The 13,506-nt window shown below is 41.4% G+C and carries 10 protein-coding genes; 7 read left to right on the top strand and 3 right to left on the bottom strand.

The genetic code is table 11. The annotated features are described in order from the left end of the window. Positions 1-16: 16 nt before the first annotated feature. Positions 17-1,378 carry a glutathione-disulfide reductase gene (gene gorA, locus CSC79_RS08115; RefSeq protein ID WP_099295328.1) on the bottom strand — a complete coding sequence of 454 codons (1,362 nt, stop codon included), beginning with the start codon at positions 1,376-1,378 and terminating at the stop codon, positions 17-19. 132 nt (positions 1,379-1,510) lie between these two features. Here gorA and prlC point away from each other — a divergent pair, with 132 nt between their 5' ends. The 3 genes from prlC (at position 1,511) to CSC79_RS08100 (ending at position 5,687) form a co-directional block, all read left to right on the top strand. Further along, positions 1,511-3,562 (top strand): oligopeptidase A, encoded by a 2,052-nt coding sequence (gene prlC / locus CSC79_RS08110; RefSeq protein ID WP_099295485.1) that lies wholly within the window; start codon positions 1,511-1,513, stop codon positions 3,560-3,562. A gap of 130 nt (positions 3,563-3,692) precedes the next feature. After that, positions 3,693-4,874, top strand: a complete 1,182-nt coding sequence (locus CSC79_RS08105; protein ID WP_099295484.1) for a response regulator — start codon at positions 3,693-3,695, stop codon at positions 4,872-4,874. 57 nt (positions 4,875-4,931) lie between these two features. Continuing rightward, positions 4,932-5,687, top strand: coding sequence for a class I SAM-dependent methyltransferase (locus tag CSC79_RS08100; protein ID WP_099295327.1), 756 nt, complete (start codon positions 4,932-4,934; stop codon positions 5,685-5,687). Positions 5,688-5,797: 110 nt separating this feature from the next. Here the strand turns inward: CSC79_RS08100 and CSC79_RS08095 are convergent, their stop codons facing one another. After that, positions 5,798-6,937: an AraC family transcriptional regulator gene (locus CSC79_RS08095; RefSeq protein ID WP_099295326.1), complete on the bottom strand. Its 1,140-nt coding sequence runs from the start codon at positions 6,935-6,937 to the stop codon at positions 5,798-5,800. Between the two features lie 229 nt (positions 6,938-7,166). Between CSC79_RS08095 and CSC79_RS08090 the strand changes: the two genes are divergently transcribed. After that, a complete protein-coding gene (locus tag CSC79_RS08090; RefSeq protein WP_143483824.1) occupies positions 7,167-7,856 on the top strand; it encodes a hypothetical protein in 690 nt (229 codons plus the stop codon). Positions 7,857-8,570: 714 nt separating this feature from the next. Then, positions 8,571-10,496 (top strand): methyl-accepting chemotaxis protein, encoded by a 1,926-nt coding sequence (locus CSC79_RS08080; RefSeq protein ID WP_099295323.1) that lies wholly within the window; start codon positions 8,571-8,573, stop codon positions 10,494-10,496. Between the two features lie 82 nt (positions 10,497-10,578). On the opposite strand, the gene yjgA is transcribed toward CSC79_RS08080, so the two are convergent. Continuing rightward, positions 10,579-11,103 (bottom strand): ribosome biogenesis factor YjgA, encoded by a 525-nt coding sequence (gene yjgA / locus CSC79_RS08075; protein ID WP_099295322.1) that lies wholly within the window; start codon positions 11,101-11,103, stop codon positions 10,579-10,581. A 134-nt stretch (positions 11,104-11,237) separates the two neighbouring features. Here yjgA and pmbA point away from each other — a divergent pair, with 134 nt between their 5' ends. Next, positions 11,238-12,587, top strand: a complete 1,350-nt coding sequence (pmbA, locus tag CSC79_RS08070) for a metalloprotease PmbA (RefSeq protein ID WP_099295321.1) — start codon at positions 11,238-11,240, stop codon at positions 12,585-12,587. A 331-nt stretch (positions 12,588-12,918) separates the two neighbouring features. Next, the gene (locus tag CSC79_RS08065) at positions 12,919-13,335 is read left to right on the top strand and encodes a VOC family protein (protein ID WP_099295320.1); all 417 of its coding nucleotides are present in this window, start codon (positions 12,919-12,921) and stop codon (positions 13,333-13,335) included. The last annotated feature ends 171 nt before the right edge of the window (positions 13,336-13,506 follow it).

The raw sequence follows: 13,506 nt of genomic DNA, 5'->3' as shown, positions 1-13,506 counted from the left end.
GCCTTGAGCGCTTTAACTAGCGCATAGTAACAAACTCTTCAGACCCAGTTGGGTGCAGGGCAACCGTTGAATCAAAATCAGCTTTGGTTGCGCCCATTTTCATAGCAACGGCAAAACCTTGAATCATTTCATCAACTGTAAAACCAATACCGTGTAGGCCAACCACTTTTTCTTCAGGGCCTGCGCAAACTAGCATCATATTACAGGCTTGGCGATGCTGGGTAACGGCGGTGTACATCGCGGCAAAGCTCGATTTATACACTTTTACGTTTTCTGCGCCGTATTGCGAAATGGCTTCTTGTTCAGTTACACCTATAGTGCCAATTGGCGGGTGGCTAAATACCACGGTAGGAACTAGGTTATAATCCATCTTCAAATCATCAGGGAGGTCTTTGTTAAATAAACGCTCTGATAAAGTGCGGCCTGCCTTGATTGCAACGGGTGTCAGCTCTATACCGTTTTCGATAATATCACCTACCGCATATACGTTCTCTGCTGTGGTGTTTTGGTATTCATCAACCTTTACATAGCCACTTTCGTTCACTTCAACACCCGCAGCGGCTAGGTTAATTTTATCGGTTGTTGGCGTGCGGCCAATAGCCCAAATAACTTCGTCAACGTTTTGGCTGTAGCCATTCTCAAAGTGGATAGTTAAGCTACCATCGCTTTCTTTAACCACTTCTTTTGGTGAACATTCGGTATGCAGCGTAGGGCCTTCTTTAGCCATAATATCAACAAGTGTGTCGATGATATATGGGTCGAATGAACGCAGTGGTTTGTTTTTACGCACGAATAAATGAGTTTCTGTGCCAAGGCTGTGTAATACACCTGCAATCTCAACTGCTATGTAACCGGCGCCAACAACAGCAACGCGTTTAGGTTGCTCATTGAGCTCAAAAAAGCCGTTAGAGTCAATACCGTGCTCTGCACCCGGTATATTAGGAATAGTAGGGCGACCACCTACTGCAACAAGAATATGATCAGCGGTGTAAAGCTCGCCGTTTACTTCAACTGTTTTATTATCTACAAATTTAGCGAAACCGTTAATAACGGTTACACCATTACTTGCAAGGTACTTATTATAACCTTGGTGAATACGACCAATATAGGCTTCGCGACTTTCAACTAGTTTAGCCCAGTTGAAGCTTTTTAGTTCTACATCAAAGCCGTAATCTGGGGCATATGCATTAATCGCTTCGGCAATTTGTGCACCGTGCCACATTACTTTTTTAGGCACGCAACCCACGTTTACACAGGTACCACCCATGTGTTGTGCTTCAATTAGTGCGACCTTTGCGCCACGCATAGCTGCGCGGTTAGCCGAGCCAATTCCGCCGCTACCGCCACCAATTGCAATGTAATCAAAATGCTGAGCCATTTTTAGTCCTCAAGTTTATATAAAACGTATTTAATCCGATAATAACACATGGAAGACCCGTTAAAAGCCCCTTGTATTTCAAGCGTTGTGCCCCAACTTAAAAATCATATTCGAAACGATTTGAGAGCTAAAATGAGCGATTTACAAAATAACCCACTAGTAGGCCTTGAAGGCTTGCCACCGTTTTCAAAAATTAAGCCTGAACATGTTGTTCCTGCACTCAAAGCCGGTATTGATGAATGTCGTTCAAAGATAGATGAAGTGTTGGCTAATAAGTCGTTCACTTGGCAGGACCTCGTTTTACCACTTGAAGAAGTAGACGATAAACTTTCACGCATGTTTTCTCCTGTTTCACATATGAACTCAGTGGTGAATTCAGATGAGCTACGTGAAGCGTATGAACAATGCTTACCTATTATCTCAGAGTATTCAACGTTTGTTGGTCAGCATCAGGGGTTATACGATGCTTATAATACGCTGTATAACAGCGATGAATTTAAAACCTTGAGCACCGCTCAGCAAAAATCAATTACTAATGCATTGCGTGATTTTGAACTTTCGGGCATTGCCCTTGAGCCCGCGCAACAAAAACGGTATGGCGAAATTAGCGCGCGTTTATCTGAACTTGCAGCTAAGTTTGGTAATAACGTGATGGATGCAACGCTTGCGTGGCAAAAGCATATAACAGATGAAACACAGCTTGCAGGTTTACCCGAGTCAGCATTAGCACTGGCAGCTGATACCGCAAAAAGCAAAGATTTAGATGGTTGGTTATTCACGTTAGATTTTCCATCGTATTTACCGGTAATGACTTACGCAGATAGCCGCGAATTACGTGAAGAAACGTACACTGCATTTGTTACTCGCGCATCAGACAAAGGGCCCAATGCGGGTGAATTTGATAATTCAGCAATTATGAGTGAAGAACTTGCGCTGCGCCATGAACTTGCTCAATTACTGGGGTTTGAAAGTTATGCCGAAAAATCATTGGCGACTAAAATGGCTGAAACACCAGAGCAAGTTTTTTCATTTTTAGAAGACTTAGCTGCAAAATCAAAACCACAAGCAGAGCAAGAATTAGCAGAGTTACAAGCCTACGCTAAAGAGAAACACGGTATTGATGAGCTTGCTGCATGGGACTATGGTTACTACGGTGAGAAGCTAAAGCAAGAAAAGTATGCGATATCAGATGAAGTATTGCGCCCTTACTTTCCAGCAAATAAAGTCTTGAGTGGCTTATTTGAAACTGTAAATCGCCTATTTGGTATTACGGTAAAAGAAGTCGCTGATGTAGATACTTATCACAAAGATGTGCGCTTTTTTGAAATTTACGACAGCAGCAATACTCTCCGTGGGCGTTTTTACCTGGATTTATATGCACGCGATCACAAACGTGGTGGCGCGTGGATGGATGATTGCATGGGTCGAAAGGTGCGTGCTAATGGTGAGTTGCAAACACCAGTTGCTTACTTAGTATGTAACTTTAATAAAGCGGTTGGCGATAAACCTGCATTATTCACTCACAACGAAGTGACTACTTTATTTCATGAGTTTGGCCATGGTATTCACCATATGCTTACTCAAGTTGAAGCGGCGCCAGTTGCGGGTATTAACGGCGTTGCTTGGGATGCTGTGGAGCTACCGAGTCAATTTTTAGAAAATTGGTGCTATGAAGAAGAGGCACTTAACTTTATTTCAGGCCACTATGAAACTGGCGAACCATTGCCTAAAGAGCTACTTGATAAACTGTTAGCCGCTAAAAATTACAATTCAGGCATGCAAATGCTGCGTCAAATAGAGTTCTCATTGTTCGACTTTAGAATCCACAATGATTATAAAGCGGGTGAAGAGTGCCAAATTCAAGCGCGCTTAGACGAAGTGCGTAGCCATACCTCAGTTGTTAAACCGCCAGAATTTAACCGCTTCCAACATGGTTTTAGTCATATTTTTGCTGGTGGCTATAGCGCTGGATACTACTCGTATAAATGGGCTGAAGTACTCTCAGCTGATGCCTTCTCACGGTTTGAAGAAGAAGGCATTTTTAATGCTACAACAGGACAGTTATTCCTAGAGAATATTTTGGAAAAAGGGGGCAGCGAAGAGCCAATGGAATTATTTAAAGCGTTCCGTGGTCGCGAGCCAAATGTCGATGCACTTTTACGTCATAGTGGTATTGCCTCGTAAGCACAATAAAATTTTAAAAAGCGCCGAACTGGCGCTTTTTTTGTTTTAAAGCAGAAAAAACAAATAAATTATCGCAAAATCAGTGCTCCGTACTATGCTTTTTAAGTGAGTGACAATAATGGAGCAAGGTATGTCAAAACTGGTTTTAGCAATTGATGATGATAAATACGTACACCGTGTTATAGAAGAGTCTTTAGCGGGGTTTTGTAAAATCATACATGCTAAAAATGGTGAGGAAGGACTTAGACAAGCAAAAAAGTATAATCCCGATATTATATTACTTGATGTGGAAATGCCTGGTAAAACAGGTTACGAAGTTTGTAGAGAGCTCAAATCACTCGAACAAACAAAAGACACACCAATTATGTTTTTGTCTGGCAGAAGCGCACTGCCAGAGCGCGTAAAAGGCTACAACTCTGGGGCCGCTGATTATATTGTTAAGCCATTCAATGCAGAAGAACTCATTGCGCGGATCCGCGTGTTGTATGAGTATCGACAGCACTCTATTAAATTAAAAAGTGATATTGAACGGGCGCAAATTACTGCTGAAATTGCGATGACCGATTCAGGTGATATGGGTCGCATAATGCGTTACGTCGGTCAGACTTATCACGCCCATGATGTAGATACTCTATCGAACTACTTTTTTGATTTTTTTAAACCGTTAAATTTAGATGTGGTTGCGGCATTTTGGTATGAAGAAGTGGGGGTATTTCATAGCGCTGAAGGTGCGGTGTGTCCACTTGAACAAGAGCTATTAGAAAAGCATCGCCATGCTAATCGTTTTGTAGATTTTAGCAGCCGCACGATTGTTAACTACCCCAAAGTGTCGATTTTGATTAAAAACATGCCGCTGGATGATGTTGCTTTATATGGCCGGTTCAAAGATTTATTTCCTCATATTTTAGAGGTTACTAACGCTAAAATCCAAGATATGGAAGTCAATGAAAAAGCTTTATCCCAAGCGCATACAATTGGTAATGCCTTTAGTGAGCTTTCATCGCAAATGTACAAAAATAGCGATGCGCGCGATATGGCAACGGCAAAGTTTGAAACACAATTAGATGAACTACGTGAAACCATTGAGCAACACCCTGCATTGGCAGATAATCAAACACTACGTTCACAAATAGAGCAGCTAGTAAAAACACAGCTGGCTTTCGGCGTACTTAACGAAGACCTTACATATATTAAGTATCAACTAAATCACATTATTGAATCACGTAATGAGTTAATTGTAAGCTTAAGCAAAATAGCAGAGCCTGAGCACACCGATGACATTACCTCACAAACAGATATTGAGCTATTTTAGTGCTATAGATAGTGGCAGTTGATATACTTCGCATGCTATTCATGGTCGGAGTTTATTTTGGTTATACAGTGTTCTTTTAAAGAAATGCGCACATATCTTAACGAGTTAGAGCAGCGCTTTGGACTGGAAAGTTGGGCTGCCCAACAAACTGGGTTTGCGTTGCGTTATGACGAGAAAGGGTTGAGCTTATATAAAACTGATGAACCAAAGCTTGGGGCGATATCCGTCGATTTTGTTACTGGGGCGGCCGCTCATCGACGTAAATTTGGGGGTGGTAAAGGGCAATCAATCGCAAAGGCGGTGGGCTTAAACAAAGGGGCAACCCCTGTCGTTTTAGATGCTACTGCAGGTTTAGGTCGAGATGGATTTGTTTTAGCTTCTTTGGGTTGTAAAGTGATTTTGCACGAACGCCATCCTGTTGTGGCTGCGTTACTCTATGATGGTTTGCAGCGAGCTTATGATGACATTGAAATAGGCCCTTGGATGCAGCAAAGCATGAGCTTGGTATTTGGTTCAAGCCATACTTTACTTGCACAATGTGAGAGCGTTCCAGATGTTGTGTATCTTGACCCTATGTTTCCTCATCGTGAAAAATCAGCGCTAGTAAAAAAAGAGATGCGCGTATTTCAAGATCTTGTAGGGGCCGATACCGATGCTGATAACTTATTAGATTTTGCTTACCCTCTAGCGAGTAAACGGGTTGTGGTAAAACGCCCTGATTATGCGCCATTTCTAAATGACAAAGCACCCAGTATGCAAATAAAAACCAAGAAAAACCGTTTTGATGTTTATGTTAAAGCGGCCATGGTCTAATCGTTTTATAGGATTAATGTGGCTTATTCGTTCATGTCACTGACACCACACTTTGACATAGATTGAGCGGTGAAAATAAGTCACTGTAACGAGACACTACACTGAGATAATCATACTTTCTGCGCTTTTCTGTACTGACTTGGCGTTAAGTCATTAAATTTTTTGAACGCTTTGTAAAAAGAAGAGCGCGAGTTAAACCCGGTCGCCATCGCGATATCAAGTACCGATTGATTGGTATTTATAAGCATGTGGTTGGCACTCTCTATTCTTGCATCATTGATAAAATCAAAAAATGTTGTGCCCAAATGCTGTGATAATGCTTGTGATATATATTGCGAGGGCTCTTTTGCTATTGCAGAGAGTTTTGCCAGCGTTAACTCAGGATCAAGGTGTGCCTTATCATCATTTATAGCACGGGTTAGTTTTTCTGAAATCACTGATAAGTTATGGTTAGTTAATGCTGAGCGTTCGTATGCTTTTGTTGGTTGCTGCTGGCTTTCAACGTCTGTTGGTGGTGGGTTGTCTTCAAAGCCTGGGCGTTGTTGTAACCCATTGGCACACATTACCCAGACAATGGTGACAAGCATTACCAATGCGCCGTTCTCAGACACGCCGATAAACTGTAACCGATTATCAAGCAGCAATACTGCTAGCGCATATACCCAGGAAAAGGCGATAAGTAAGGAAACACCACTAAACCAGCTTAGGCTCTTCCCTTGATCATTTGAAAATACATTCTTCAACTTATTTCTGTATTTGACCGTTCGCTTTAGCATCATGACAACGTAGCACCAGCTGAGCACGCACCAAAATATCACCGTGGCAAAAAATGCACCGGAAAGTAGATGAATATAAGTGTCGTCATGACTCTGCTCTGAGAAAAACATGGCGTTAAAGGATGGTTTTGGTAAAAGAAAAAGAGCCCCACCCAGAGCGCCTGCGAATAGCAGCGGGAAAAAATGCTTCCACATAGCTGGCGTCCACTGCCATTGATGCTCTGCTATCAATGCTTCGTGATAAAACCACAGACTGGGCAATAATAAGAAGAACAACAAAGGCAACACACTGATGTACAGCTGAGTAAGCCAAGGCAAAAAAGCAAAAATAATAGGGCCAGTAGAAAGCAGCCCTAAACATAACAGTATCAGCATCAACGGTTTTTTTGATGGTGAAGGCGTTTGCATCGGCATTAATATCAGCGTAAAACTTGCGACCGCCATTGCCATTGTTGATAAGAAAATTTCAGTCATTCAATCAATTCCTATTTTTTATTGTTCAACGTCGCCGTATTTTGTCTTCGCCACATGGTGCGAATACCCAACTCACTTCATCACTAATTGTTGTAATGCATTCGGACAGTATTATAAGCGAGTTAGCAGCAAAAAATGTCCGAGTTACGTAGGAAAGACGATTGAAGACACTATACTCGTTAGTATGGACGCATTAATTACACAGTTTAATATTAAGGAACCGTTTATCATGAATCACAACATAAGTGATCAAAATACCTCGAACCATATACACATGCGGTGGGGCGCGAGCGCTTTTTTTGCCATGCCGATGTGCTACATCGTTATGTTTTTAATCTATGGCGTTGCGCTTTCAATTCCTCAAACTGCGTCTGTAAGTGATAAAATTGCGTATATTGAATCACAACAGTCCTTATTTAGTCTCGCGAATATTTTGGGTTATCTAGTATTCGGAGGTTTCTTATTTATTGCAGTACAGGCAACGCATGCACGTCTCAACGTATTATCATCCCATCTTCTAAACGCCGCAAGCGCATTTGGCTTTATTTGGGTCGTGTTTATGTTCGGCTCAGGTATGGTTGCACTCGTTGGTATGAACACTATGGTTTCGTTGTTTGCCAAAGGGAGTTCACATGCGGATACCTTGTTTTATATTTATACCACAGTGGTTAATGGTTTAGGCGGGGGAATTGAGCTGGTCGGTGGTATATGGGTATTGCTTATTAGTATTCATGGCCTAAAAACAGCACAATTAGCAAAAGGGTTACATTTATTAGGGCTTGTTGTTGGTGCTTTCGGTGTGCTCACGCTGTTTCAGTCAGTGCCAGAGTTGAAAGATGCATTCGGCTTAAGCCAGATAGTATGGTTTGTCTGGATGGGGTGTGCCTTATTAAAAAGCAGTGCTGAGAGAACGCAGTGAAGCGATTCCCAGGTTAAAGCGTGCTACCGACTGTTGCGTTGCAGCAACAGTACAGCAAAAATAACCTTTATACCCAAACCACCTCAAGATGCGAGTTTCAGTTGGAATTAAAAGCGATATAGGCAAGGCATTGATTGCAAGTAATAGTGGTTCTATTGTTAAAATCAATAACGCAGTATAAATCGCTTTTAAACCAACCCTTTGGGCGCTTCACAGGAACTTACTCTCATCGTTGTTACTTCTTAAAAGGGAGTGCCATTCCTGCAAAGTAACGCCTTGATATTAAGCCCCTGTGAAACGCTGAATTCTGCATCTTGAGGTGGCTTGGGTATATATTATGGAAAGACTATAAAAATGGCTGCTCTAATACTCTGTAAATTCAACGCAGTTAGCGTTGAAAGTAGCCGCTGGAGATAGATTTATTATCCAGAGTTCATGTTACTTAAACTCACTAACGATAGCTATTTACCAACGACAGCCTTAAGTTGGTAAGTCCAAACACATACATGTACAAACGTGATGCCAGAGTGTAGTTTCATTTTATGTCGCTGTGTGACTTTACATTGTTCGTAAGCTATTTGTTAATTGCAAACTATGTTTATCATGCTTTTAGTTTAGCTATTTTTGTCATGTGAGAATTTCATGTTAGGTTTTCATTAAACTGTCATAAATAATTAATAATCTACGTGCGTAATTAACCCAAAGGGAAAACTTATGCGCGTATCTTCATTTACCCGCCTCTTAGCCGTGTTACTTGCCTCTGCAAGTATACTTTTATCGGCTACATTATTTTGGGCTAGCCAAACCCTGATAAAGCTTGAACAACAAGATCAATCTTATAGCCAATTAAAGAATAAAATTCTGCTCGATCTTGAAGGGGTAATTGAAGACTATCTGGCTAAAGGCGATAGTGTGTACCTCACTAAGGCATCCGAATTGATCAGTGATGTTCAAGAGAATGATCTTAACGTATTACCCAGCCACTTAGAGAAACAGCTAGCAGCTTTGCTTACTCAGCTTGACCAAGATATTAATGGTAAATACCGAGCATTAGGCAAATTATCGGGCAATGAGACGGCTCTTTTAGATAACGCTTTGCGCCAAATGGCAGGTTCTGCTTCTTCATTGATTAATTATGCCAATAAAGCAAATCAAGCGGGGACTCATAGCGAGGAATATTATGTGCTTGCTAGTGACTACTATAGCGAAGTTGCATCGCTTTCATTATTTACTTATCAATTAATTATTAGCTTTGATCAAGACACTAAAGATAGCTTGCTTCAAAGCGTAGCCAATTTAAATCGCATAGCACAGCAGATTAATAACCTAGATAACTTGGGTGTGATGAGTGAGGTTGATGAAGATGAGCTGTTTTTTGGTGTAGAAGCTGAAGATTTAGCAGAGGAAATAAAAGCAGAAATAAGTAGCTGGCCAAACAGATACCCGCGAGATTTATCAAGTACATTAGAGCAAACTGAGCAGCGCCAAGCTGGCATTGAGTCATTACGTGAACAAACTGCTTTGCTTTCAGAGACGGTTATTAACGCCGAGAAACAATTAAAAGTTGAACAGGCTACATTAAAAAAACATATATTTTTGGTTTGTTCAATCGCTATAAGCATGCTGGTGATTTTAGCAATCGGCGTTTATATTGTTCAGCGCAAACAGATTCTTGCGCCATTAAGGCAGTTGCGTGATGGTTTTGCATTTTTAATTGAGTCAAACGAGCTTAAAAATATTGAGAGTAAAAACTCAGAAACTGAAGTGGGTGAAATCGCTACTTACTTTAACCAATTAATTGAGCGCCAGCGACTAGAAGCACAAGAGCGAGCGCAAATGCTTAAGGTCATTAATGATTTTATGCAGGAGATGAGTGATAACCTAAATACAATTAGTCAGCAAACCCATGGTAGCCATCAACAAGTAGAGCAAAATCAAGCATTGCTGCATGACATACAGCAAATTGGTGAGCAAGTTAACGACATTAATAGTCAAGTTGCTGATAACGCTAAGCAAACCTTTTCAGCGATGGAGCAAAGCTTGGGGTTTGCACAAAGCATGTTAGGCGCGAGCTCAAATACGCAAACGCGTGTTGAAGGCGGTCTTAAGAGCTTACAAGAGTTACTTAGTGGTGTGCAGGATGTTGGCCAAGTGATAGAAGTGATACGTACAATTGCAGAGCAGACTAATCTACTGGCTTTGAATGCGGCGATTGAGTCTGCACGAGCCGGAGAACATGGGCGGGGGTTTGCGGTTGTGGCAGATGAGGTGCGTAAATTGGCACGTCAAACTCAAGGTTCGTTGAGCGATATTAACGAACAACTTAATTTACTCAGTGAAAACTCCGGTATGGTGTCTACTCAAATTTCAGCATTGGCGGATGATGCCCAATCACAAACTAACAACGCACAAGAACTTAAACGTAACTCTGAAGGTGTGGCTAATAATGCTCAAGATGCCAACAAGGTTGCGTTTGAGGCAATGGAGCTTGCAAAGCAGCAAAATAGGTTGCTCGAAAACTTTAGTCAGTCTATGCAAGACATGAAGGGGCAGGTGAGTGAATCAAGTCACTTGGTTGAAGAAATACACGACCGATTACAGCAACAAATGAAAAATATTAAAGATAATTTAGGTTTGTAATAGATAATTGAAGTAGGCTTATACAGTAAGTTTAAGCCTACTCGCAATGATAAGTAATATGAACGCACTTGGCGCTGATTTATTACATCATGCTATCTTTTAGGTATTGAAATAGCTCTCTATAGCCACGTGCTGGTTTTTCAGCTTTGACTTCTTTCGCTGCATTGCGCACTAGCTGGCGCATTTTTTGGCGTTCAAGTGATGGGTATTCTTCAATCGTTTGATTGATTAAATCATCACCTTGCTCGATCAAATCGCTGCGCAATTGCTCGATTTTTTTGATCATGACTTCCGCTTGGTTATTTTTGTTCAGCATAATGTCGATAATTGCTTTTATTTCATCGATGTTTTCAACTGTACGTAACGTTTTTGCGATGTAATTTAAGTGGCGGCGATATGCATCACTCTTGTTACTAATTTTGTCTGCCACCACCATGGCCGCTTTTAAATCGTCATTAAGAGGCAAGCGCTCGCGCTGTTTTTTCCCCATTTTGGCAATATCAGAGCCTAGTTGATGAAACTCTTGCGCATCTCGCTTAAGCTCACTTTTGGATACGTAAATAATTTCTTCTTCAATTTCAGCAGGGTTGCCTTTTTTCTTCGCCATGAGGTGCTCATATAATGTCGTTAACTGACTTCATTATACGCGATTCTTTTAATGATTAATATTAGCTGATGCAATGCACTGGGTGTGTTAGCATTTAACTATATTGTAAGTGATACACGCTCAGGACCAATAACATGAAAAGCCAACAGCAAGATCCTATTTATACTCAAATTTCTCAAGTAAAAGATGCCGTAGCAGAAGTGTTAGAGCACGCAAAAAAACTCGGTGCTACCGGTGCTGAAGCGGCTATGTCTAGTACGTCAGGGTTATCTGTAAGTACGCGCATGGGTGAAGTTGAAACGATCGAATTTAACCAAGATGGCGGTTTAGGAATTAGTGTGTATGTGGGTAATCATAAAGGATCTGCTTCAACGGCTGATTTAAACCCTAAAACGTTACGGACTGTTGTTGAAAAAGCCATAGATATTGCAAAGTTTACGTCAGATGATCCACACAATGGTGTGGCAGATAAAGCGCTATTAGAGTTTGCACCGTTAGATCTTGATTTATATCACCCGTGGGACGTTAGCCCGGAGCAGGGCATTGAGCTTTGCCATAGTGCGGAGCAAGCTGCGCTCAATGCCGATGAGCGCATTGTTAATTCAGACGGTGCAAGTTTTTCGTCTCACCAAGGATTGCGGGTTTATGGCAATAGCCATGGTTTAATAGCAGGCTACCCACGAACGCGCCACAGCATAAGCACCATGGTTATTGGTAAAGATGGTGAGCAAATGCAACGCGATTCAGCTTATACGGTTTCTCGAGAGCAAAACGGTTTAAAAGATGCCGCCGCTGTTGGGCTTGAAGCCGCAAGTGAAACTTTAGCAAAATTAAACAGCCAAAAGTTAGGTACCATGAAGGTGCCTGTGATTTTCAGAGCTGACATTGCTAATTCTTTATTTGGCCACTTGGTGTCAGCCATTGGTGGCGGTGCTTTATACCGCAAATCAAGCTTTTTAATGGATAGCCTTGGCACACAAGTATTTAGTGATTGTGTAAATGTCTCAGAGCGCCCACATCTGTTAAAAGGCTTAGCGTCTACGCCTTTTGACAGCGAAGGTGTAAAAACCATTGACCGTGAAATTATTCAGGGTGGTGAATTACAAACTTATTTATTAGCCAGCTATGCAGCTCGCAAGATGAACATGACACCGACAGGGCATGCTGGTGGCATTCATAACTGGCTAGTTGAAAAAACTCACCAGGATTTAACTGAGTTACTCAAAACGATGGGCACAGGCTTATTGGTCACTGAATTAATGGGTCAAGGTGTTAACACAGTCACAGGTGATTACTCTCGCGGTGCCGCTGGTTTTTGGGTTGAAAATGGTGAAATACAATACCCTGTTAGTGAAATTACCATTGCCGGAAAATTGCAAGATATGTTTAAAGCAATTGTAGGTTTAGGTGGTGATATAGAACGCCGTGGCGGTATTCAAACAGGTTCAGTACTGATAGAAGAAATGCAAGTAGCGGGAAGCTGATTGAAGCTTATAAGTGATTAATTCACACAGAGGTTAAGAGGCGCTGCGCTTAAGAGGTTAAAGGGAAAAGGTATTAGGTAAGTGACAATGATCAAGGTGCAATTAGCCTGTGCCTTTTTCTTCTCATTTACCCTCATTGTCTTCTCTTTGTGCAAAATATTTTAGTTATTTATCCTAGGTGCTAGGGAAGTGACTAGGTACTAGAGCCCTAAAATCTAGTGCCTCTATTCTGATATCTTTTACTTATAAAATTTATTGTAAAAAACACTTTACCTCAACTTAGCTTTAGGTTTTAAGCTGGCTTTAACTACTTAAATAAAGGAGCTATATTATGTATTTAGAGCATGTAAATTTAGTTGTTGATGACGTTGAGGCAATGCTGCACTTTTACCAAGCGGCGTTTCCGCATTGGTATATTAGGAGTAAAGGACAAGGCACTTGGCATGGTAAACCACGACAATGGTTACACTTTGGTGATGATTATCATTATTTAGCTTTGAGTGACAATGGTGAACATAAGAACCGAGATTTAACTGGTCATCAAGTAGGGTTGGCGCATTTTGCTTACGTTACCAATAATATTGCCGCTGTAATTGCGCGTTTAGAGCAGGCAGGTTATAGCATAGACAAGCCTGGCGCAGAAAACCCATATCGTAAAAACGTATACTTTATTGATCCAGCCGGATTTGAAGTGGAGTTTGTTGAGTACCTTAGTGATATACCAGCGCAACGAAATAATGATAAATGAGCTAATAGTAGGTATTAGGTTTAACTAGGGCGTGTTGACCTTTGTGGATTGAAATTTGTTCAATCTAGGGGCGATTTAATCGCGGCGCGAGGTTTGTAACCTAGCGGGCTAAGTAAAAACCGAGCAAAGCTACCGCGTCCTGCTAGCGCCCCTTACCTACATCCATGTAGG

It is taken from the genome of Pseudoalteromonas sp. 3D05 (genome assembly GCF_002723455.1).
Lineage (GTDB): Bacteria > Pseudomonadota > Gammaproteobacteria > Enterobacterales > Alteromonadaceae > Pseudoalteromonas.
This window is presented reverse-complemented; position numbering and strand designations above follow the sequence as displayed.